This is a genomic window from Pseudobacteriovorax antillogorgiicola (assembly GCF_900177345.1).
Classification (GTDB): Bacteria; Bdellovibrionota_B; Oligoflexia; order Oligoflexales; family Oligoflexaceae; genus Pseudobacteriovorax; species Pseudobacteriovorax antillogorgiicola.
The window spans coordinates 1-23,658 of record NZ_FWZT01000024.1 but is presented as its reverse complement, the minus strand read 5'-3'; the positions used below and the strand labels follow the sequence as shown (position 1 = coordinate 23,658).

Sequence of the window (23,658 nt, the reverse complement as noted above, 5' to 3'; positions counted from 1 at the left end):
AAGATTTAAAAGAGCGCTTCAATGTAAGCGCTCTTTTCTGTTCCGGCTCAAGTCATAGGCTTAGCCACTCATAAGGTAATTTTTACTGTCCATTTCCGTAGTACCTTGCTGCCATGAAACTTTCAGAATTGTTCCTCGGTCGAGCCCCTCTTCAAAATGAAGGCTCGCACCGAGATCTAGAGCCGCATTATATATCGCGGTTGTCCCTATGCCATGGCCAGATGATTTGCTACCTTGATCGCTGGGCACTGTTGAAACTTGATCTTTAAATAGCAGCTCAACGAGATTGATATTCTGGGGATCCATGTTCCGTTTAGCACAAATATTGTGAATGGCTTGCCAGTCGAGTCCCGATCCGTGATCTTTTATTACCAGAGATCTAGTCGTATCTTTTGCTATGAACTGGATCTCAATAATTGCGTTACGAGTTTTAGCTGGTAGTTGGTCAAGTTTTAGAAGGTATCCATGGTCAATACCGTTATTTATTCCGTGTATCAAAATTGTCTTCAGACAATTCAATTCCTTGGTGCTAAGGGGTTGCCAGTGAAGCTCAATTCTTGAAATCAAATGTAAGCCTTCTGCCTGAAGACGGTTCCAGCTGTCTTTAAGAATTGGCCCTATAATCTTTAGAAGTTGGGAGTTGCCGTAGCTGGATTCGTAGCTAGAAAGTCTGCTCAATACTGCTTTTAGAGACTTCAGCTCTTGATCAAGTTGTTCAAGTAATTTAGATGAGTGACTACTATTTTCAATGATAGATCGCTCAAGATCATGAAAGATATTTTGAACGCCTTCAAGGTGAAGATGGCGAGCCTCTCCTTTCAACGTATGAATGGTCGTCAATGATAACTTGGTGTCGCGAGGTAAGCTGGAGCGGATGTCCTTGATCTTGCCATCAAGTGATGAGATGTATTCGATGCCGTCACGGCCTGAATTCAGCACAGCAATCACTTTATCCTTTTCCACTAGCTGGGCCTTAAGGTTAACAAGGTTGCTAGCATCACGGATAGAAATGATGATTTCCTCAGTTTTGCCATACACTATCACTGGGTCCCAGAAGAGAATATAGCTATTCTGGGATATTATTGTTTCGGGTGGGAAGTGATGCTTATTCAACTCCCATGATAGTTCATCTTCACCCAATGAAGATTTAAGAGCTTCGAATATGCTATTCACTGTATCTGAACTAAAGCCGAGGTGATTGAGTAATGAGGGAATGGAGAGATTTTGAGGATCGCTACCGAGAATCTTCTCTGCAGCTTGGGAATGAGCTGGAAGTAGGGTTAAGCGCTTACCGATTCTAACTATGCCCTCATCGATATGACTTAGAACCTTTTCAAAGTTTGCGGACTGAACCCTCAATCGTTTGGATTGCTGTTTTATGACTCTATAAGCCTTTAAGGTGATGATCAAAAATATCAGCAGTAGCAGGGAAATGATAAGGACAGCATAAAGTAGCTTTTTGACTTTATCGGCAAATTCAATCTTCTCATCTTTGAGACGATTTTCATACTCTAGACGGCGAAGTTCTAGACGAGATGCTGATCTGCCGATTCTATTGCGATATTCGGGTTCAATGCGATCAAGATACATAGTAACGAAATTTCTAAGGGCTGCCACTTCAATCTCAGTATCTCGATACTCTAAAAGTCTTTTGTTAACATCGATAAGTACCTCAAGTGACGTCTCAGGGTCAAGGTGTAAGCAGTCTGTTAGCGAACGATCTGGCTGCCACTTTCTGACCGTGAGTGCATGGTAGCAAGCGAAGTACTTCTTGCGAACAGTGTGTTTACTTTTTGCCTTGTTCGCATGGTCCAGAAGTTCTTTTGCTAACGAAACGTTTCCAATATAGGCAGCTGAAAGGGCGCCGAAGCTTGCTGATTCGAACTGCCAACCTTCTTCTTGCATAGCTCTTTGAAAGAGGGGTATGGCTTCTTCATATTCATTAAGATGTAAGGCATAGGCAACACCAATGTTATGAGATGCCATCGCAATGTCTCTTCTCAGCTCCTCCTTTTCACCGCTGCTAATGATTAGCTCTCGACTCCGTTTCTTTGAATATTCTATAACCTCCTGTAGCAGGTTAATTCCCTTTTGGATAAGGGCTTCATCCCCATGAATAATATAGATCGTGGCAATGTTATATTTAATAAGGATGCTTTTACTTGACAGTTTACTCCCAGCATAGGATAAGGCTTTCTGATAGCTGTCCAGTGCTTCTCCCGTGTCGCCAATGAGGGACTGAAACCACCCGAGGCCTGCATAGGTAGTGATAATGTCGTTGTCACTTCCATAGTCAAGAGCATCTTCCAGGATAAGCTCCATTTCAGCAACCAACTGCTTATTATCCTTTTTGCCCTCAAAGGCATCAACGCATGAGATTCGTGCGTAAAAGTCATCCGGGAAAGGGCGAAAGCTGGAACAATTTTTAGCAGCTTTATTGAAGTCATTGAGGGTAATTGCTCGATCTATAGATTCTCTTTTCTGAAAGTACTCTCGTTCCCATACAGTGAGCTTATTGGTATTGGATAAGATCCAAGCTAGACGCTCTTCATAGCTATAACTGTCATAATCCTGGGGGAACTTCTCTATTCTTATCTTGTTGAAACTTTCCGTGTGGCCGTAGGCCACAATAAACATGGAATAGAAAATCCAGAGAAGGCTAAAACTTTTTATCTGGTTTCCACGTATGATCATTCAAAGTTCCATTTCTTGAACTAAGTTTGCTATGTAGCTCATAATCATCATATTTCGATGTAGTGGCTTCACTATGAGAACACTTTTTAACTCGCCTGCCTTTCAACTGCTTTGACATCGGTGATGGCAAGTCGAAAATAGAAACATGTATTGGGAAACGAAGTGTCGATACCAAATTCCCCATCGTGCTGTTCTATGATTCTGCGACAGAAGCTTAAGCCCATACCAGTGCCTTCCCCTTGACTCTTCGTTGTATAGAATGGTGTCATGATCTTCCGCTGGATGTCTCGGGGAATTCCTTGGCCACTGTCAATAAAGCGGACGAATATATGATCTCCAGGATCTTCTCGATGAGCTTCAATTCTGATCCACTTTTTATCAAGTGCGGCGACAGCATCAATCGCATTAGAGATAAGGTTGATCATAACCTGTGTTATCTGGACCTCGTCACAGTTGAGGCGAATACTAGGGTCGATTTTGGGTTCCTCTAGGTTTACTTGATATCGCCTTAGCTTTTCACGAGTCATTTCAACAGCGGTTTGTATCATACTTTGAAGTGGCTTCACCTCTCTCTGACTCTGGTCACCGCTATGTGCCATACGTTGCACGTTGGTAATGATTTTACTAACCAACTCAACAGTTTTAAGGATTTGTTCGGTGTGGCGAATACACTCATCATGGGTGAGTTTACCGTTGGATGCTCGGGTCTTTAGTACCAACGCTTTGCCTGCGATTGCAGTTAGTGGGTTCTTGATCTCATGAGCAATGCCGCTTGATATCTCACCAAGTAGCATCAGCTTATTGCTGGCTTCAGTTTTTTTCAGATATTCAATATTGAGCCTTTGCTCGGTGACCTGTGACTCCATGTTCAAACGCTTGTCAAAGTTTCGTTTCCTAAGGTGATTCAAGAGAGTTGTAAGGCTTGAAATCATCAGCAAGGTAGCTATCGCATTGATCGTGGTGAGGGTTGGCATCTCTGCGAGTTCGCATAAGTAATAGCATGCAACAGCAATGCCTAGGACCCATAGGATGTTCGTCGGGCGATTAAAAACCGTAACGATGTAGATTGATAGAATATAGAAGAACGAGACAGTTACAAATGTGTGGAAGATTCCTGGATTCCGCAATGGAACACTTATCAGGAGAACGGTGCTAGCAATTACGTAGGCATGGGCAGCTAGCCGATACCGAGTAGTGCGACTGAGGAGGTAAATGACTGAAATACCAGCTAACCATAGCCAGCCTAGAAGATGAGCGTTGGTACTGGCATCTGTTCCGGCGGTCATATGATTCAAGATGTTAGTCAGGAAAACAAGAACCAATGACACAAAAATGAATCCAGATGACAGTTGGGCTACTTGATGATCTGAGTCGTTCAGGTAAGGGGAAGGTCGGAAGAACCAGGTCAGGATAGGCTCAAATTTAGCGAGTAATTTCTGCATCATATCTTGTGGCTATGGACCTATTTAATAGGGTTTCCTAATCCAAACTTCGTATCGGTCCTGTAGCGTTAAAGTTGATCTCCTTCAGGTCAGAGAATTCAATTAGATATGGGCAATCAGGGGCGGGTTCTGTGATGGGTGAAACTTGTAGTTTGGCCGATCCAGTGGCTAGAGTTACTAGGCATATTCGCGCTAAGATTCTGCCGACTTCTAGCCGATGCCCTCTGTGACTCACTGAAAGAAGGCTGCATGGCATATTTTGAAAAAATAAAACTTGCACCAGGCTTGTATTGGCTAGAGGTTAAAGATGCCAACCTTCGCATCCTATGTGGTTGCCCTTCTGATTCAGTCAAGTTTATGTTAAAGCGTGGCCTCATCAAGCAAATGGAGAGTCACGGGCTGGCATTTGAATCAGGCCCCAATGCCATTCTGTTGAGTGATCTTTCAATTCAAAAGGGTGACTTGTGCAACCTAGCTGAGTTTCCAATTCTACAGATGTTTTATCGACAAGGCTTTTTGATTCCTGGCCATATCAACAACACTGGCCAAAAGCCTCTGCTTATAGGCACCAGACAGCAGGTAAGAGATCAGCTTGAATACATCTATCGTGGTAACTACGGTTTGACATCTCTTGATGAGTTGACTGCAACAGGCCTCGACAAGGGCTTGGCAAGTGAAATGATGAAGATAAAAATCCACTTTGCATTCGGTCAAATCTGTCATCCAGAAGAGTTTTTGGAACTTTGCTACTTGGACCAGGGTGTTAGCGACTTGCATCACGGGGTGCAAGTCAAGAGGCTAGGATTGAACCACTACGAATTTAAGTATCAAAAGGAGTCGATTCAGGTTGATTTGAACTTGCAACCCGATGAAGAGTATAAATCCCCCCTTGCGCAAAACCCTCTATTTTTGAGAGATCAATACTTCTCAGTGATTCACTCAGGTGAAGGCGATGGTTGGGATGTTGAGCGAGGGAGTATGGGCAGTGTTTTAAATTTCGATGGTCATTACTATTTAGTTGACGCTGGTCCTAATATTGATTTTATCTTGCAGAATCTCGGGATCAGCATGGCCTCAGTAAAGGGAGTTTTTCAAACTCATGGTCATGACGACCATTGTGCAGGCCTTACCTCTTTATTTCACTGCCATCGTCGTTTAAAGTTCTTCGCAACCCCGTGGGTCCGTGCCTCAGTCTACAAGAAGATGTGCGCTCTGTTAGGTATTTCTATGGAACAACTGTCAAATTTTTTTCAGCCACACGATTTGGAAATGGATGACTGGAATCGTGTTGATGGCTTGGAAGTCAAACCAAGCTATTCTCCGCACCCTATTGAAACGACAATTTTTAAATTTCGTCTACTCTGGGAAGGAGGTCATCGAACCTACTTTCACCTTGCCGATATTTCATCTTACGATGTCATGGATACCATGGTTCATAAGAAGGTGATTGATCCAAGTTTATTGGGTAAGATTAAACAAGAATACCTAGAGCCAGCAGATGTTAAAAAGATTGATATTGGCGGCGGTATGATTCATGGCAATGCGGTTGATTTTAAGTATGATCGATCGAAACGGGTAATTTTAGCCCATAAAGCAGAGGCGCTGAGTAAAGATGAGAAAGAAATTGGCTCTTCGGCTCCCTTTGGAAGTGTTGATATACTTGTTCCCAGCCAGAGTAAATACCCTACTAAGAGGATTGAAAATTTTCTCAGGCAGTACTTTCCTATGGTTCCTCTCGAAGAGTTTCGAAGCTTCTTACAGTGCCCTGTGGAAACAAAGGTAGCGGGGAGTATTCTTTTCCGAGAGCGTGATGCCCCCCCCTTTATCAATCTTATTGTATCTGGGGTTGTAGAGCGTATCACTGCAGATCACCTTACTAGTCAACAGCTACTGGCTGGATCTATAATTGGTGATGCACCATTAGTGGATATCGCTGAAAATTATACTTATAGGGCTATCAGCTACGTTCAAACCTCTCAGATTCCAAAGGATATCTATAGGGAATTCATCTCGCGCTTAGACCTTAAGCCATATCTTAAGGATCTGTATCAAAAAGGTCGAATTTTATCGAAAACAGAAGTTTTTTCACAAATTGCACCTTCAATCCACTACTCTGATACGATTCAGGAGTTGGGCATGTTAAGAGTGAAGCCCGATGTTAGCTTCGATAAGCAGATCAGTGCTCACGGCCCCTGCTTAGTTATTCTAGAAAGTGGAAAGATCTATATGCCAGAGATCGGTGAGAGCTTAAGTCAGGGGGATTTTTGCTGTGAAGACTGGGTGGCAACTGGTCAGCGGCAGAGACGGCTAGAGGTTGTTGAAGAAAGTCGGATTCTCACAATTCCGGCACATGTAGTTCAGGCAGTTCCTTCTATCTATTGGCAGGTTATAGAAAAGCATCAATGGCGTCAGCGTTTGATGGATTGTCGCAAAGATTTACAAAAGATAGCCTAGACTGAAGCCTAGGCTATCACTGACCCTAGTAGGCGTCAGCTTAGAATCTGAGGGCGATGATGGTCATAGTCGTGTGTGGTGAACACTTCGTTCAACTCTAGCTCCAAAGAAAGCGCTTTCGAAATAACATCCTCGATAGTATCAGCAAAGTGGAACTTGACATCCTTCTTAACCTCCTCAGGAACTTCCCGGAGATCTTTTTGATTTTTACTCGAAAGAATAATTGTATCGATACCAGCTCTGTGTGCAGCGATTACTTTTTCCTTAATCCCGCCTACGGGCATCACTGCACCCCGAAGTGTCAGCTCACCGCTCATAGCCAGTTTTGGTGACACGAGGCGATGGGAGAGAAGGGAGATGAGCGAGGTCACCATTGTAATCCCTGCCGAAGGCCCGTCTTTAGGAATTGCTCCCGCAGGAACGTGGACGTGGATATCGTATCGTTCGTAGTCGAAGTCGCGGTTGATCTTATGCATATGGGAGCGTACGTGACTCATGGCGATGTGCAGGGACTCTTTCATCACGTCCCCTAGCTGGCCTGTTATGGTAAGCTTTCCCTTGCCTGGCATCAGTTTACTCTCGATGAACAGGATCTCACCCCCCATCGGTGTCCAAGCGAGACCTGTTACGACTCCAGCTGGTAGCTTTTCTTGTGCACTTTCAGGGTTGAAAGGCTCTGGGCCTAGAATATCTTCCAACTCAGACTCGACAACCGTTCGGGTTCCTGATCGATCCTGAGTTAGCACATCTTCCGAGAGATGGCGGCAAACCGATGCTAGCTTGCGTTTCAGATCACGGACACCAGACTCGCGAGTATAGCGGTGAACGATAGACTCTAAGGCGCTGTCTTCAATGGCTACATCTTGATCAATCAGGCCGTGGCGCTTAATTTCTGACTGCCACAAATGGTTTTTCGCAATATGGAATTTTTCAGCTGTGGTATAGCCTGAGACTTGAATGATTTCCATTCTGTCTCGGAGAGGACCAGGTATACCTTCTAGGGAGTTGGCTGTCGCGATAAACATAACATGGGATAAGTCATAGGGAACATCCATGTAATGATCTTCGAAGCTGTTGTTTTGTTCAGGGTCAAGAACCTCAAGCAACGCCCCCGAAGGGTCACCACCCCAACCTTGACTAAGCTTATCGATCTCATCCAAAAGAAAAACCGGATTATTGACCTGAGCTCGTTTTATACCTTGAATGATACGGCCAGGCATCGAACCAAGATACGTCCGGCGGTGACCACGAATCTCGGCTTCATCTCGCACGCCACCAAGACTAATTCGCACAAACTCTCGGTTCATGGCCTTGGCGATACTACGGCCTAGGCTTGTCTTTCCTACCCCAGGAGGGCCAACCAAAAGAAGGATGACTCCCTGTTGCCCCTTATTGAGCTGCGTAACGGCGAGATGTTGGATGATCCGATTTTTTACTTTTGTGAGGCCGTGATGGTCGGCATCCAGAGTGTCTCGTGCATCGGTGATATCGATGTCTTCGTGCTCTGGATTGCCCCATGGAAGATCGAGGAGTAAGTCAAGGTAGTTTCGGATATTTGGCGCTTCAGGAGAGGCTGATGGTGTGGCCTCTAATCTATGGGCTTCATCGATAGCGATTTTCTTGACACTATCAGGCATTGCTGAGCTTTCAATCCGAGGGATGTAGTCAAGCTGAGAGCCGCTTTCATCCATATCCCCTAACTCCTCACGAATCGTCTGGAGCTGCTCACGGAGAATCACCTCACGCTGCTTCTTATCCATCTGATTGCTGAGTTTGTGATTGATCTCTACTTGAACTTGCAGAGAGTTCTTGCGCATGTGTAGGATGTCAATAATCTTAAGCAGGCGATACTTGATCGATATCGTCTTTAGCAGCTCCAGCTTCTCTTCGATGCCTAAATCGAGGTTGGAGGCACACAAATATATGAAAACTTCTGGGTCGTCAAGCCCTCGCACAATATCAGAGAGCTTCTGTGCACCATTGCCCTGAGATAGTTTGAGGATTTCGATGGCAATGCCTTTGCCACTAGAAAGCAATTTGTCGAGGGTTTCACTATCGATATCCATATGAGAGTCGACTGCGAAGTAGCTCCCCAGGATGATATCCTTGTCATCTGGAGTATAACTAATTCTTTCGATCTCGGCGCGGTATAGGCCATTCAAGATTACTTGGTAATTCTGGCTGTCTGATTTTGAACGGTCTACCTTGCAAACTGTGCCAAAACGATGAAGGTCATCTGGAGTTGCCTCACCTGTTTTGGCGTGGGTAGCAACTGGGACAACTAAAATAAGCCCATCTGACTCGATTGCAGCATCGATCGCCTTACGATTGCGTCGCGATGCAACTGTTAGGGGCATAGAATTGCTTGGAAAAATGATTAGGTCACGTGTGACCAATATCGGGTATTCGCGATCTGACATCTGCAGAACCTCCTTCTTCGGACCGGGATATCCAGCCGTACGACTACCCTAGGAACTTAGGGGCTAAGTGCCTAAAGTCAAGTGCCACAAGGGTGAGTTTCTTGATATTGTAGTCAAAAAGGCGATCTTACTACCGATTTCCAAGGTTTCAATCGTTGCAGGCTTGGTAAGAACTTAGAAAATGCTCCATAGTGGCGGCTTCTTTTCTACCTAACAATGCGCCACCTACGTGGCTAGTTTTTCCTGTGGTCTTGTTGATTACCTCAATGTAGTTGCCTGCGAAGAGTGAAGTCAGGGTGTTGATGTTTTTTTGAGTCTCACCTTCTGCGAGAGCAAATACGTTACCAGCACCACCATTGGCTTCGTGGCACTTGATACACTTACTTTCTACCAATGGTTCGACATGCTCTGTATAGGCAAGTTGAAGCTGTTCGCATTCAATAGGTTTTTCTTTTCCCGCTGTGAAATCGTTATCGAGCCGTTTATGCTCGTATTGAGTTATCTTGCAGGCTTGGATGGCAAGAAGTAAGATTCCAATACAAACTACCAGTAATCTACTTTTATTTGTAAAATAGATCATAGAAACCCCTTGATATCAATGCCTAGCTTTGCAATCGTACCTTCGTATAGGTCGTGAGACTTAAGTTTTTCTTCGATTGTGGTACCAATAGGAAACCTTTTATCTCCCGTTGCAATTAGATGTGGCTGAGATGAGAAAGTGTGGCTCCGACCATCTCCAAACTCACTGCCCACCATGATAATTGTCTTGTTAAGAAGGGGTGCTCCTTCGCTATCTGTACTCGTGTTAAGTTGCTCAATAAGGTACCTAAGATTCGTCATGTGATACCTCCTGTAAGCTAAGTAGTCGGTGTACTCGTCCCGATTTGAAAAGTGAGACGACATATGATCAGTGATCTTCATCCCAGGGTGCTTAAACTCTTCACCTGAAGAGCCAAACATAAGGCTAGCACAGTGGCAAATGTTATTTTGGAATGCCAAAGTGATTAAGTCTATTTGCTGCTTAAAGACCGTATCGAACTGATCATACTCAAGCATTCCATTCACCAAGGAAGCCGGCTCTGGAGGTGATAAATTGGTTTTAGCGTCAATAATCTTTTGCTGAGAAAAAACTTGAATCTCTCGTTCCACCGTTCTTACTTGATCTGCTAGCCTTGATAGGTATAGCTTTGATTCTGAACCCAGTTTTGAAGCCTCTCCTGTAAGACTTTTATATTGCTCAAGTAACGCATCGAGGATACTTGTTCGAGTCTTTAAGAAAAGGTCGGATTGATCTTCTGGGATGCCAAAGATACTATTAAATGAGTCCAACGGGTTAATGAACGGGGTCACAGGATAGCCATTCGCTAACCAACTGCGTCGGCTCCAAGAAGTTGGTCTGAATGATCCACCAGCCCAGCCCCTGTAGACGCCCTGGACAAGGGACGAAATAGGGGAATCTGGAAATGCTTTAGATGCAATGAATTGATCTAAAGAATAGCCGCTTGACTGGTTGTCATTTGCTAGCTTTTTTCCGGTAAATAGATTTACGCCTCCTTGCTGATGACCATCGCCTCCTTGTCGTTCACCAACTTCATTCTGAATTCTATTATAAACAACAATCTTGTCTTGTACATTTGCTAAAGGCGAAAGTGCGGCTTCGTAGTTCCAAGCTGTATCTATGCAACCATTAGGGAAGCTAAAGGTTATGAAGTTAAAATTATTTTGACTCGTATCTTGCGCCTTGCTCAGTCTTGCAAATGTACTAAGAAGTGGGAGACTGATAAAACCTTTGCCTACAAATTTGATCGCTTTGCGTCGTGTTATCATAAATCTTCTCCAACCAACTTTGGTGACCCTATCTTTGCGATTTCTAAAAACAGCTGTTTCATATCGCCTTTTTTTGCGATCAAATACTGATTTAGGTAGTCGATGATTTCTATAGACATATTGTGGGACATTTTAGAGTATGCATAGGATGCGAGTCGCTGAGACAAGCATTGAGTAAACCGTTCATCATCGCTTATGATTTGCGATAACTCAGTAACGGTACTAAATTCTACTATCTCACCATTGCTCCTCAGTTGTGAACTTATGTCTATTGGACGGTTGCCAAGAGGAAGTATGTGGTTGAACCTAGTGTAGTCAGATCGAAATTCACCAATCGCATTAAAATTCTCTAAACCAAGTCCAATTGGATCCATCAGGATATGACAGCCAGAGCAACTCTCCGATGACGCATGACTATACATTTTCTCTTTCCGGCTAACTGGCTGATCAATAGTATCTGGTAGAAATGCACCAAGGCCCGGTGGTGGTGGAGGAACATCTTCACAGAACAATTTTTTTATAACATACATCCCCCTCGAAGTAGGTGACGAGTAGATTGACTTACTAAGCAGAGAAGAAAAGGCAACAGAAGTTAGCAGCCCGGTTCTGTTAGGCAAGTTGGTTATTTCAACTCTTCTAAATTCGTTACCAACTATCTCAATGCCGTAGATCTTGCCAAGTCGATCATTAATGTAAGTGTGGTCATTATAAAGAAGTTTTCTAATATCTAGACCCTCTCTCCACATCATCTCTAGGGTCAGAAGAACTTCTTCTTTTGCATCCAAGAATACTTCTGGCGACAAAACTTGGAAAACATCTTTGTTTTTTACCATACTATCTAATGGAGCTAAACCAAGCCACTCACTATAAAAAGAGCGTATGCCCCTAATTGTTTTAGGGTCGTCGATCATTTGGCTCAGAAATTCATTCAGTTGGGAAGAGCTTTTGATCGATTCAGATCGTTTTAGAAGGTCGACGCTAGGTGGAGACTTCCAAAGAAATAGAGATACGTTAGTTATGTATTCACGTAAATGGTCTTGAGAATCTTGGTCATTTGTGTGAGTCAACAGATGAAATTGAGGAGATTGAATAAAGAACCCTAGTATAACCTTTAACAAATCATTAGGCACTAAACCTTGAGAATTTGAAATAAGGCTTTCTATAGTACGCTTCTCGAATTCATCTATTTTCCTTCGATAAAATGTAAATGCAAGTCGCTGAATTAAACTGGCTTCATCAGTAAGGCAAGTGGAAGCGTCAAGGCATGAAGTAAACTCTTCTTCATAGCTTGGATTGTTTTTTACAATCTCATTTGCTAGCAAAAGAGAATTTTGATGTAAAAAACGAGCTCTTCCATCTGTCATACTATCCGGAGATTGCAGATTTTTTGATCCTTCAAGACTATTCTCTCGCGGGGCTCTTGAAAAAATGAACTCCGTGTTTGTATCGAATTGATCGGAAAAGAAATTCTTAAGCTCATCATTTGTCATATTTCTAGATATCGATAAAGGCTCGGCTGGAACAATAGTGACATCTTCTGGCGATGGCTCTAGAAGGCAGCTTTGTAGTAGAAAAAGAAAAAAGAACAAATTCAGCTTTAACAACATTAGGAACACCTCAACAGTCACAGTCATCCGTGTTCATTCAAAGTTCGTGCCTGATCTATGCAAATAAGACTCTGAAAAAAAATCTTGTTAGAGACTCACTATTTGGGTGAATTTGGATAGTTGAGGGCATACTAAAGGTAATCTTGATAGAAAACGTTGCGACATCTGAGATTTTTGGGTTGAGTCATAGATGAGTCTAGTGGCAATTGTACATTTGTTTGACAGCATGAGGCCCGGTTTTGAATTGGAGCTCACTTTTTGATAGAAAGGCTATGAAAATCGATTCATTAGTATGCTTGAGCGCACAGGGTGCTTCAAATAGTAGACCCTCAGCAGGGAAACTCATCTGCTCAGAAGCTTAGTTGGGTAAGCAGCTGTAAAATGTGCTGGAAGATGAAATCTTTTTCTGAGTAAGAGATTATTACCTAAGAATATCAAGCAACTCCCACCGACCAAGAGCAGTGGTATTTCCAGCCTGATCGCTGATTACAAGTGTTTCAGGCCGAATTAGCAAAGAACTATCATCCACAGGAATCACTAGTGAAATCCGGCGCCCCGTCTGCGAAAATGAGCTTGGGGCCACATAAACTCGACGATTGAAACTATCTACTAAAGCGAGATCCACCCAATTGATGGGAGATTGATCTCGAATGAATATATCTGCGGTTATCATATCAGGGTTTTTCGAGCTTAAGATCAACCCCACAACTTCGGGACTCTTGTAATCCTGACTGCTAGCGCCAAGTAATGAGATGCTCTCGACTGGGATATCAGTGTCTTGGAAAAAGTTTGACTCTTCGGGGCCACGGGAAAGAATCCGAGCGTTGCCTGAACCATCTGTTACAGAGGCTTTAAAAACTTGGTAGTATCCGTCTTGAGACCATTCAGGCATTTCTATTGTTACACTATATTTTCCAGGTGCCACTTCTTCAAAAGACGTAGAATTGACAAGCAAGAAGCTGTTGCTTAGCACCACTTGAACATCGGTGATATCATCTTGGTCGTCTCGCGCGTGAACCAAGACTTCGACATCACGACTGCTCAGATCTTGACCAATGATTTGAATATCATCGATCACAGGCCTGGCAATGTCGGATTCTAAGTCATCAACGATGTAGATGAGCTGGTTTCTGAGTTTCGAATCGTTGAAGAATGCCTTGCCAGGGCGTCCTAACAGAGCCTTGGTCTCACCATTGTCGAGAGTTAATATGATTTTTGAGATATAGTAATCCTCTCGCACAGTGATCTCGCCAAGTGTAATATTGATCTGTAGGGTGTTCCCGTTTAAAAATTGGTATTCCTCACTTCTGATGGCATTGAGAGTTTCTACACCACGTAACTCAGCAAACGCAGACTGTATTTTGGTATTTGGATCGAGGTTGAGTGTCAAAGGAAGTATGGTCCCCCCCTGGGCAACCTCGGGTAGGATGATCTGGGAAACTGGTGATTGAACTAAGTCATACTCTCCCTCCCCCAAGATTGAAAACCGATTCGAGAGGGCAAAAACCTCGTTGGGGATGGTAAAGGCCTGGCCGTAATCGTCTTCCAGGTAGGCTGACTGGATTTCGTATGATCCAGCGTCAAGGCTAGGGTAAAATGTCTGAATGTTGACTCGCTGAATCTCTTGGTTCAGAGCGAGGTAGCCTTCCAAGTTCAAAACCTGATCGCTGGCTATCTGGCGAACTTTTAGGCCTAACTTAGCTAGTGGTGCGCCTCTGGGAACCATATCAACTTCTATACCGAGCGATCGACCAAGGGGAACCGCTAATGACTCTAGCTCGAAACGATTGATAACTGGTAGAGCTTCACGATCGCTGACAAGCTGAAATTCAAATCGTTGTGTGCTTTCCGATATTCGTGTTCCTAGGGGGTTTTCTATCGCTTTTGATAGAATGAATCGATAGCGACCAAGTTTTGGGCTGCGAATTTTAAGCCGAAGAATATTAGAGCCAACAGCATACTCGTTCTGCCAATCTATATCAATCCGATCACCATTCTCATTAACCACAACGATGAAATGGTTATTGATAAATCGAGGGTCGATCAAGCCTTTTACACGAACTAGAATGTCTCCGCTAGATTCAGGGATCAAGTTTGAAACCAGCTCAACTTCGGGTAACGAAACGTCACCTTCAAGGGCTCGTCTAGCATTGACTCTGCCGTGGCCTGTGTAGAGAGCCTTATTGACATTTTTTTCTGCAAGGGAGTCGGTAGTGCCGAAAAGCTGAGCAACGACTTGCTCACGGGTCCAGGTCGGGTTTTGGGACCAGATCATCCCTGCAACTGAGGCTGCAATGGGAGTTGCCATACTGGTGCCAGTACGGGTGCCGTAGCGATTGCCGGGTAGGGTGGAATAAACATCCCCTGGTGCGTAGATATCAATTCCCACTCCATAGTTAGAGTTGGGGTTTATCTCGTCTTGACGAGAGGACTTCGCGTAGGTGTTGCCAACTAGGATAAGCTTCTCAAATTTCTGTCGCGATGGATTTCGGATTCCTCGATTGCCAGCGGAATTAAAAATCAACAAGCCTCGATCGTACATGGAATCAAGAATGGTTTGGTAAACAATATCATCGGCGTATTGGTCGATAGAGTAACTGGTATTGATGATCTTGGCTCCCATATCGGCAGCGTATTGATAAGAGCGAACCACGCGTACCGAACTCCATTGACCGTCACCTGAGAAGCGAATGGGCAAGACTCGTAGCCCTGGCGCGAGTCCTTCCGCTGCATTGTCTTGATCGACACGGGCAGCGATAATTCCTGCGATATGAGTGCCATGATAATCGCTTGATGTGGGCCGTGGATCGTTGTCACCAGCACCGGTAAAATCCCAGCCTTGATAGTCGTCAACCAAGCCATTATTATCGTCATCAATGCCATTGTTACGCTTACTATAACCGTTGGCGTCAAACCCATCTTCTCCAGGGTTGATGTAGAATGAGTCTTGCAAATCCTCATGATCGAGGTCGAAGCCATCATCGGTCACTGCTATTAATACGGATGAGTCCCCTGGTTCTATGATCCGAGCTTTGTAGCCATCAATAGCATTTAAGTGATCGCGATTGCCGCTGCTGGGAAACTCCTGGTCTTCACGCTGTGTCTCGTAGATATAGTTAGGTGCAGCAAAGGCAATGCCTTGTTCCTTTTCGAGCCACACTAAGGAATCTTCCAGGCGGGAAGGCTCCTTCAACCGAACATGTAAGAGGCTGCTACCATCGTTCGTCTCTGGAATCAAAGTCTCCACGGATAAGATTCCTCCGGGAAGATCTTGGTGGCTGCTTACGAAACTCTGCTCACAGCTTCCCTGGCAATTGTTCACAAGGGTGATCAACGAAGTTTGGTCATGGGGCTTGTCAAGGCGACGATGTTCTGGAGACTTCTGTGAGCATGAAATCATTAAAAAGAAATTTAAAAATATTATTATCGCCTTCACAATATCTCCTTATGTTAAGTCCAAACCTATATATAAGGTTTACGCTTTATTGGAAATGTTTTCTGCGCTTGGGAAACAATAAGTGTTACGGGAATGTCTGTGCATGGGTGTTATCACGAGCCGCTGATTCCACAGGCATTTCTTGCCGAGCATCTTAGCCAGTTTGAATTAGGTGACGAGTTTAGTCACTTCTTAAATTATTCTATAATAAAAACAATAGCTTATCATTTTGGTTGGATCTATGCAAAAGGAATTCTTAGCTAATTCCCAAAAACTGAATGAATAAATATAAAAATCTTATAAAGAATATTGAATTTTTATATAGATTATACTACACCTCTAATACCCTATTGCGTACCTTTTTGGCGCATAAGGTCTTTGGTCTGGGGTATCTCCCTATTGCCAAGACCAAAGTTCCAATCAACGATTGTTAAGGTGAACGTCCAATGAAGTTAGCGAGCAAGTCTTCCGTCATGACCCTTAGCGCCCTGGTATTGGGTGCCCCAGCATTTGCCACTGTTCCAGTGGAAAGTAGTGTTGGCTTTGACAAGAAACCAGAGTCCAAAGCCTATCTTGAGTTTGTGAAATACAAACAAAGGGTTCATAGCTCCTCAGAAGGCACCGAATTGGGAGAAGATACTGAAGTTCAAGCAGCGTTTAAGTACCACCCATCCGACGACTCCTTCTTTCGCCTCCGTTTTAATACTGACCCCAAGAAAAACCCCGAAGAAAATAAGACATCCAAGCTAGAATTGATCATGAATCACCAGCTTTATGATTTCGAGATTCAGCTCGATGCAGACTGGCGTCTTAATGATGGCGGTGGGATGTCCTTCGGCCCGGATACCGATTCTGATTATTCATTCATTAGCTATAAGCCGAACGACGAATGGGCGATCACTTATTACCCATTCAACTTCAACGGCGAAGTCGGTAACGAGTTCTACACGAACGACGTGACTCGCATCTACTACTTCGAAGATCTTTTTGATCAGATTCCTGCGTCCGACCCAACCGCAGACGATGATTCTGATTTTGAAGGTATTCGCGTCAAGACTCTTCCTGGTCTTGATGTGAAGTATCAACCGCTCAAATCATTGACTCTCACTTTTGGATACGGATCTGCGCGGTACTACTATCCGAACGACGAAAATTTCCAACTCGATGCTCAAGCTACAGCGGACAGCTGGAGTGCCAAGAATGACACCGGATTTAAGGTCGGCGTTGACTTCGTCACAGACGATACCACCGTTATTGTCAAGTACGTAGCCCATGAAGAAGCCAAAGAGACAGGTGCTCTCCTTGAAGCTGCTGGTAACATCCAAGTTGGCCAAAAATTTGGTCGATTTGCTCTAGATTTAGAAGCTGGATACTCGAAAGCTGGTGACAATGCCTATGACATTCCATACGATGCCAGTTGGTTCCGCAACTGGAACCCACCTCTGAACGACCGGGGTATCTACGTTGACGACAACCTAGAACCTCAAGATTGGCTAGGTAAAGATGACTACGCATACGGCATCAAGGCATCCTATGATGTTTTTGGTGGTCTAACTCCATACGTATCTTATAAGACCCTTGGCGAACACTTTGTGTTCTGGGAAGAAGAGTCGGTTCACCGCCTTCGTTCTGCAGACCGTACCGAGGGTCATGGCGGCCTTAAAATGTTTGGTGCTGGCTTTAAAATTAAGCGTGGCGATTACACGATCGTACCAGAGTACGAGTATCTTGTGGCCCAAAACAAGGTTTTTGGAAACAAGTCAGATCTGCGAGAAGATGACAATCTTGTCGAACGGAACAAGAAGCTTTCGCGCTTTACTGTCGAATTGATTTACTCATTAGATTAAGACAACAATGCTGCTATTTTATTTAGCAGCATTTTTTTTGTGTATCGCCATTGATAACTTTTAGGGACCACATAAGGGCTTAGACTATGAACACCCTAATTAAGCGACTAACAGTAAGTTTGTTTATAACAGCAGGACTTTTGAGCAGTGTGTCCTGCTCATCGTCCGATGATGATAATCAGTCGAATGTGAGCCAAGATCCAGAGAAGCTCGCACTTGTTCAGGAAGGTATTCGCCGTGTGGGTATATATGAGCAAGATATCAACCAAGGCTACCTACTCTCTAGTGTGAGAGAACAGGAAAAGCAGATGGTAGAAGATCACCTTCATTGGATCAAAGTAGCACTTTATCGCTTGAAGGATGATCTTGAGAGTGATGCAGCCGCAGCGATGCTTTCAGTGCGGGTGAATGCCCTCTCGAATCAAAACGCAGGGTTTCAAGATAAGGACAACGATAGTTTTCGCGACCTTATTGACTTCTTCCGTGGCGAAGTCCTTCAATCCCTAAATCTGGCTTTCTTTCGGGACCTTTTTGCCGAAGAGTTTAACGGTCAGAGCTTAGGTGGCTTCAGCAACGTGACTGTAAAAAGCAGTGTTGAGTGGAAGGGTGACGCTGGTGGTTACGCAAAAGTTACGGCCTTTGGCCAGAAAACTGATGTGGAAGCATGGCTCATTTCACCAGTCCTAGATCTAACTGGTATCATTGATCCTGCGATGACATTCCGTCAAGCTGTGGGCTTCCTTTCTACGTGGGACGGCCTAGAGCTGAAGATTTCCACCAATTTTACAGGTGGTGACCCCACAGCTGCTGATTGGGATGTGATCCCGGTAGAAGAAAAACCAGAAGCAGGCGGCCAAAACTGGCAGTGGAAGAACTCAGAAGAGATTTCCCTTGATAGCTACATTGGCAAGAAAATCGCGATCGCGTTCCACTACGTTGCACCGCAATCTCACCAACCGACTTGGGAGATCGAGTGGCTGCGTGTGAAAGGTGTGGGCAAGGGGGATTTTACTCCGATTCCATTGAAGTTAGCTGATGGCTCAAAGGGTGGTGATAACGGGAATGGTGAAACTCCTGCACCGAACAAAACGTTTGTCAAGCGCCTCACACCAGGAGCAGGTGAGATTTACTACAAGGCCCTCGAAGGCTCGGTTGCTGACCTAGGCTTCAAAGAGATTAGTCTTAAAGGTAAATATGTTTGGCGTGCCTACAAGGACAAAAATGATGGCAATCGACCAGTCGGCTTGAGCATGTCTGGGTTTAACGATAACTCTGGTGACAATCATGATTGGCTTATTAGCCCAGTGATTGATTTAAGCAATGCGAAGGACCCTTATTTACAGATTGTGGATAGAATCAAGTTTTTGAATAACAATCCACTAAGCAATCTAAAAGTTAAGGTCTCCAACAATTACAAGGGTGACCCAGAAGATCCTGCCGTAACTTGGGAGCTGCTTAACATAAGAGGAAATTCCCCCGAAGTGGATAAGTTCGTTGTGTCTGGAAAGATTCCTTTGAAAAAATTTATTGGCGATACCATTGTGATTGGCTTCGAATACGAAGGAACATCGAAAGCATCCATCAGCTGGGCTGTGGCCGAGATTTTGGTATCAGAGTAGGCGCGACAAATCATGATGGAAAGGAAACAAGTTATGGTTTCTAAGTTCTCACAAGTCATCATCGCTCTTGGTGCTATTTGCAGTTTGAGTGCGTGCGTTGAAGATCCTGGCGTGAACACCAACAACGAGTTGTTGGTGAGTTCAGAAGGTCGTTACGAGCAGTCCAGTAGTGTAGGTAATCTGTTCGCCACTGCCCTTCAAAAAGAATACGACCTGGATTTTGCCTTTGTTCCCAGTAGCAACCTCTTGGATCAGGCCTATACGCTGATCGAACCAGGTATGGAACCAGAACTCACTACCCGACGAGTTCTGAGCTTGATGGATGCTTCAAAGCCTCGTTGGAAAGAATACAAGCTAGGGACGATGAAGGGTTCTGCCATTAAGGACTTCATTGTCAGTCGAACGTTGGAGATGCAACGCCATGAACTTCATGTTGCGGGAATGCACTACAGTTTTCGAATGGTCGGTGGCTTTCCTGATCGCTTCATCTACTTGTCCACCGAGAATGGTGACGAGATCCAAGACAGTCGCTACTACCGGGTTGCGATTGACGCAACCAACTATCGAACATTCCCTGGCTACTGGTTTGCTCATGGCATGAGTCGCTCGTTTAGAGAAGAGACTAAGACTGCTAATCTAGAGCAAGCTCTGACCAACTATCTCGCTAAGATCCAAGTGATGAAGCCTTTCGATACCATCCGTTCAAGGGTGATTATCGACGAGAAGTCTGAAATTTCGGGCATTACACCTATTTCGAAGGTGCAGGGTATCAGCCACATGTCTGAACTTCTTGGCCATATCGTTACTGTCGAAGGGGTTGTTACTGTCCTTGGAACTGTAAAAGACGGCTTTCATAAAGGCCGCAAGGAAGCTTATATCCAATCAGTGACTCCCGACGACGACCCGCGAAGTTCTGAGGGTATCTATCTGGATCTCGGCTATGGATCTCTAGCTGACGTAGAAGTTGGTAGCCTGATCAGGGTTAAAGGCACGGTTTACGAAGAGCTCGCTATGAACGAAGGTCTCTCTCGAACGGGCATTCGCAAGGTTCAGTCTGTCGATGTGATTCCGACACCAACTCCTTACACAATTGAGCCAGTGGTTCTTGGCGGTGATTCACTAGTGAATATCCCCAACAAGCGTATTTCGACTTACTTTGGAAACATTAACCGCAAACCAGCCCTAAATTTGGAAGACGGTATCGATTTCTGGGAAAGTTTGGAAGGCATGAAGATCGTAGTGAAGTCTCCGCGGGTGGTTGGCTTTGCTGGTGGCAAAAAAGACGTTAGTGAAGAGGGCCGACCCAAGGGCTATATCTCTGTATTCGTTGTTGCTGAAGGGACGGCTAACGAAGAGCAAAAAACACCAGTCGGTGGTTTGATGATTGATAACCTTGAGTTTGATTACAACCCCGAGATCATCCGTATCGTTGATCATCACCTTGCTCCGAAAGTTACCTCCTCAAAAGTTTTTGAAGTTGGCGACATGATGAAGCATGATCTTGAAGGGGTTTTTGGTTACGAGAAGAATCTATTCGGGGGTGGTGAGTATACTTTCTTCGTTACTGGACAATTCGAAGGAACTCAAGACTCAACGCCACCAACTCCAGAGCAAAAGCCTCAATCAAAATTAGCTCCTGAAGAGGACAAGCTCACAGTAGCAACATTCAATGTAGAAAACCTAACAGCTGGTAAGGATGCCTTCCGTTTTGATCGTCTCGGCCGTACGATTGCCTATAATTTGCACTGTCCTGATATTATCAACCTTGTTGAGATTCAGGATGATGATGGTGCATTTGGTTATACCAATAGCAATCTCTACAAGCCTGGTACTGACGATACGGTTGCGGAAAAGACGCTTATGGATCTTATTACCAATATCCGTGATTGTCCCAATCCTGCTGAATACAAGTTTGTTAACGTTGATCCAGTAAAGAACCAGGAGGGTGGTGAGCCAGGCGGAAACATTCGCGTGGCGATGATTTACAACAGCCTTCGGGTTGGCTTTAATCCAAAAGGAGAGCCAGGACCGATCTCTAATAGCTATCTCGCAGCTGATGGTTCGTTGTTACAGAACCCAGGTCGCTTGAATCACGAGGAACTTGAAGGTACTAGACGACCGCTGGTAGCTGAATTCACATTTAAAGGCGAGCGGATTTTCGTGATTGGTAACCACTTTAACTCTAAGGGTGGCGACACCTCACTCTGGTCTGCAGACCAGCCGCCAGTTTTGGGTTCTTCTGATCGTCGATCGAAGATCGCAGATGTGGTAAACGATTTCGTAGAGCTGATCCTGCGTAGCGATAAAAATGCTAATGTCATTGTCACAGGTGACTTTAACGATTTTAATGAGTCGCGTGCGATGCAGGTTCTTGAAGGTGGCGGGGCTCTGAAGAACCTAGCTAACGTCAAGAAAGCCAACGGTGAGCCGATTATTCAGCCCAACGATGTCTACACTTACAACTACGGTGGCAACTCTCAGCCTCTCGACTTTATCTTGGTGAGTCCAGCACTTCTAAGGCGACAACCTGAAGTTGACGCCTTGCATATCAATACAGATTTCATGGGGCAGGTTGCTGACCATGATCCGGTAATTTCACGTTTTACGTTTGATTAGGTTTTGAGTCCAGGGAGTTTCCCTGGGCAAAAAACATTGTCACGATAACAACTTATACAAGCAGCAGGTCGCAAGAACTGCTGCTTTTTAGCATTCAGGACAGCCGTTATCGAGTGGGTTCTTCGATTTCTTGAGTTTTTGAATCGAATTGATACATGCACCACAATCGGTGCCGGCGTGGCAATTTTTTTGGATATCTTTGATCGATGCTCCGGCCTCTAATAGGGAGCGAATCTTGGAATCGGTCACACCATGGCACAAGCAGATATACATTGAAAAACTCCTCAGTCAGGGCTTACTTCACCCCTATCGGTATCTATAATAGTAATTATGAGAATTATTTTCAATATCTTTTAACTACCTGAAATCATTAGTATAAGAATATTTTTAACCTGAGGAATTTGCTTGGATTTTCCCTGAACTAGCCTGAGGCTTCTTTCTCAATGTCTAAGGGTTAGTCATTTCAGACTTACGCTTAGGCTCTCATGGTGAAGCTATGACCTAATGGGCTACTGGTTCTGAATCCTGGCTCTTTTCGAAAGCGTCCTGGCTGGTATCTTGTTGCTTCGAAGTATCGTAACCACAAGATAAACTTGGCTTTGCTTTAAGCTTTCCGGCGTCCTTTACACAAACCCTGAGCGTAGCATGCTCAGTTTTTATGGACTCCACCTGCGACAAAAGCTTAAGCCCCTCCCGCCCTTCTGAATTTTTGAAGTCTCCATCCGCCTTACAGAGGAGTGAAACTGATAACATTAGAACATTACAAGCATTGGGTCCGTCGTAGGCAATGGACTGACGATGGTAGCGAATACTCTTGTCGATATCACCGCGTACGTCGAACAGCCAGTCCAGGATGAGCATATCGGGAATCAGTCGGTAGAAGATGCCCAGGGCATAGTTGACGGAGCCCTGCATGGTGACGCTTTCCATAAAGCGATAGTCCACGTCCGATTCGGCGACATCGGTCCAGAGGTCTTGAATCTTCCGAGCCTTTTTTAGGGATGCAAAAATACCATCGATAGTGCCGATTTTTCCGAGAGATGACCCAAGAAATAGTTTGCAAAGAACGTGACTTGGATCTCTTTTAAGGCACTGCTCGGTGGCATGACGGCCTTTCACGAAAATTTCACGGGCAACGGGCAAATCCTTCTCATGGGTGTAGCTAGACCCAAGTTGAAATGCGATGCTACCAACAAGCCAATAGCCATCAAGCCACTGCTCTTCCTTTTCAAGCACTCGCTCCACTAAGTTTAAAGCCCTAGCCATCTCATCGATACTCTGCCTATCTTTGGAAGCCTGATAAATCTGATGATATTCGTCATACATTCTTGGATATTTTTGTAGGGGCTTCCAGTCGACCTTGTACTGCTTCAGCTCGGATCGTGTAGCACCGAATAAAGAGGACGTTAAACTCGTGGCTAGAAACACAGACAAGATGAGTTTGAGCATCGTGGAGTTCTCACTTGGTTTACGGTTCCCTAGAATCGGTTTAGTCTTTAGAAATATTGAGAGTAGCTCCGGGGTCTGTTGACGTTTCCAATACAAGCATCTGATATGCCTTGATAAATACTATCCAGTGTCGCTCGTCTTCATCCAGCTAGACTAGGCTCTGTCTGACGAATCGATTCTCCTAAAGCTGATCTCGCAAAGCGCTAAGCAGATCATGGCTTCAAAGCTTGACTTGAGTTTGTCAAAA

Annotated in this window: 13 protein-coding genes; 4 read left to right on the top strand and 9 right to left on the bottom strand. The window is 44.5% G+C overall.

The genetic code is table 11. The features are described 5' to 3' along the window. Nucleotides 1-60: 60 nt before the first annotated feature. Together B9N89_RS24785 and B9N89_RS24780 are read right to left on the bottom strand one after the other, a co-directional pair. On the bottom strand, nt 61-2,694 hold the full coding sequence (locus B9N89_RS24785; protein ID WP_132323798.1) for a histidine kinase: 2,634 nt from the start codon (nt 2,692-2,694) through the stop codon (nt 61-63). An 86-nt stretch (nt 2,695-2,780) separates the two neighbouring features. Beyond that, entirely contained in the window at nt 2,781-3,980 is a 1,200-nt protein-coding gene (locus B9N89_RS24780; RefSeq protein ID WP_234996160.1) for a sensor histidine kinase, read from the bottom strand. A gap of 405 nt (nt 3,981-4,385) precedes the next feature. Between B9N89_RS24780 and B9N89_RS24775 the strand changes: the two genes are divergently transcribed. Beyond that, on the top strand, nt 4,386-6,590 hold the full coding sequence (locus B9N89_RS24775; RefSeq protein WP_143478262.1) for an MBL fold metallo-hydrolase: 2,205 nt from the start codon (nt 4,386-4,388) through the stop codon (nt 6,588-6,590). A gap of 35 nt (nt 6,591-6,625) precedes the next feature. Here B9N89_RS24775 and lon read toward each other — a convergent pair whose 3' ends face one another. The 5 genes from lon to B9N89_RS24750 form a co-directional block, all read right to left on the bottom strand. Further along, nucleotides 6,626-9,010: an endopeptidase La gene (lon, locus tag B9N89_RS24770; RefSeq protein ID WP_132323792.1), complete on the bottom strand. Its 2,385-nt coding sequence runs from the start codon at nt 9,008-9,010 to the stop codon at nt 6,626-6,628. A gap of 148 nt (nt 9,011-9,158) precedes the next feature. Further along, nucleotides 9,159-9,590 (bottom strand): hypothetical protein, encoded by a 432-nt coding sequence (locus B9N89_RS24765; protein WP_132323790.1) that lies wholly within the window; start codon nt 9,588-9,590, stop codon nt 9,159-9,161. Further along, nucleotides 9,587-10,837: a DUF1552 domain-containing protein gene (locus B9N89_RS24760; protein ID WP_132323788.1), complete on the bottom strand. Its 1,251-nt coding sequence runs from the start codon at nt 10,835-10,837 to the stop codon at nt 9,587-9,589. Before B9N89_RS24760 ends, B9N89_RS24765 begins: the two co-directional genes overlap by 4 nt. Then, complete coding sequence (locus B9N89_RS24755; protein WP_159455612.1) at nt 10,834-12,444, bottom strand: DUF1588 domain-containing protein; 1,611 nt, start codon at nt 12,442-12,444, stop codon at nt 10,834-10,836. Before B9N89_RS24755 ends, B9N89_RS24760 begins: the two co-directional genes overlap by 4 nt. Before the next feature lie 421 nt (nt 12,445-12,865). Then, nucleotides 12,866-15,880: a S8 family serine peptidase gene (locus B9N89_RS24750; protein WP_132323784.1), complete on the bottom strand. Its 3,015-nt coding sequence runs from the start codon at nt 15,878-15,880 to the stop codon at nt 12,866-12,868. Nucleotides 15,881-16,326: 446 nt separating this feature from the next. Here B9N89_RS24750 and B9N89_RS24745 point away from each other — a divergent pair, with 446 nt between their 5' ends. From B9N89_RS24745 to B9N89_RS24735, 3 genes are all read left to right on the top strand, one after another. After that, nucleotides 16,327-17,727, top strand: coding sequence for a hypothetical protein (locus B9N89_RS24745; RefSeq protein WP_132323782.1), 1,401 nt, complete (start codon nt 16,327-16,329; stop codon nt 17,725-17,727). A gap of 86 nt (nt 17,728-17,813) precedes the next feature. Continuing rightward, on the top strand, nt 17,814-19,346 hold the full coding sequence (locus tag B9N89_RS24740; protein ID WP_132323780.1) for a choice-of-anchor J domain-containing protein: 1,533 nt from the start codon (nt 17,814-17,816) through the stop codon (nt 19,344-19,346). A 33-nt stretch (nt 19,347-19,379) separates the two neighbouring features. Continuing rightward, nucleotides 19,380-21,962 (top strand): endonuclease/exonuclease/phosphatase family protein, encoded by a 2,583-nt coding sequence (locus tag B9N89_RS24735; protein WP_159455611.1) that lies wholly within the window; start codon nt 19,380-19,382, stop codon nt 21,960-21,962. Between the two features lie 87 nt (nt 21,963-22,049). On the opposite strand, the gene B9N89_RS24730 is transcribed toward B9N89_RS24735, so the two are convergent. Then, the gene (locus B9N89_RS24730) at nt 22,050-22,235 is read right to left on the bottom strand and encodes a (2Fe-2S)-binding protein (protein WP_132323776.1); all 186 of its coding nucleotides are present in this window, start codon (nt 22,233-22,235) and stop codon (nt 22,050-22,052) included. Nucleotides 22,236-22,463: 228 nt separating this feature from the next. Continuing rightward, complete coding sequence (locus B9N89_RS24725) at nt 22,464-23,411, bottom strand: hypothetical protein (protein ID WP_132323774.1); 948 nt, start codon at nt 23,409-23,411, stop codon at nt 22,464-22,466. Nucleotides 23,412-23,658: the final 247 nt, after the last annotated feature.

Bases quoted from the DNA above. Each gene is read 5' to 3' on its own strand.
- B9N89_RS24785 (WP_132323798.1), bottom strand. From the start codon at position 2,694: ATGATCATACGTGGAAACCAGATAAAAAGTTTTAGCCTTCTCTGGATT.
- B9N89_RS24780 (WP_234996160.1), bottom strand. From the start codon at position 3,980: ATGACCGCCGGAACAGATGCCAGTACCAACGCTCATCTTCTAGGCTGG.
- B9N89_RS24775 (WP_143478262.1), top strand. From the start codon at position 4,386: ATGGCATATTTTGAAAAAATAAAACTTGCACCAGGCTTGTATTGGCTA.
- lon (WP_132323792.1), bottom strand. From the start codon at position 9,010: ATGTCAGATCGCGAATACCCGATATTGGTCACACGTGACCTAATCATT.
- B9N89_RS24765 (WP_132323790.1), bottom strand. From the start codon at position 9,590: ATGATCTATTTTACAAATAAAAGTAGATTACTGGTAGTTTGTATTGGA.
- B9N89_RS24760 (WP_132323788.1), bottom strand. From the start codon at position 10,837: ATGATAACACGACGCAAAGCGATCAAATTTGTAGGCAAAGGTTTTATC.
- B9N89_RS24755 (WP_159455612.1), bottom strand. From the start codon at position 12,444: ATGTTGTTAAAGCTGAATTTGTTCTTTTTTCTTTTTCTACTACAAAGC.
- B9N89_RS24745 (WP_132323782.1), top strand. From the start codon at position 16,327: ATGAAGTTAGCGAGCAAGTCTTCCGTCATGACCCTTAGCGCCCTGGTA.
- B9N89_RS24740 (WP_132323780.1), top strand. From the start codon at position 17,814: ATGAACACCCTAATTAAGCGACTAACAGTAAGTTTGTTTATAACAGCA.
- B9N89_RS24735 (WP_159455611.1), top strand. From the start codon at position 19,380: ATGGTTTCTAAGTTCTCACAAGTCATCATCGCTCTTGGTGCTATTTGC.
- B9N89_RS24730 (WP_132323776.1), bottom strand. From the start codon at position 22,235: ATGTATATCTGCTTGTGCCATGGTGTGACCGATTCCAAGATTCGCTCC.
- B9N89_RS24725 (WP_132323774.1), bottom strand. From the start codon at position 23,411: ATGCTCAAACTCATCTTGTCTGTGTTTCTAGCCACGAGTTTAACGTCC.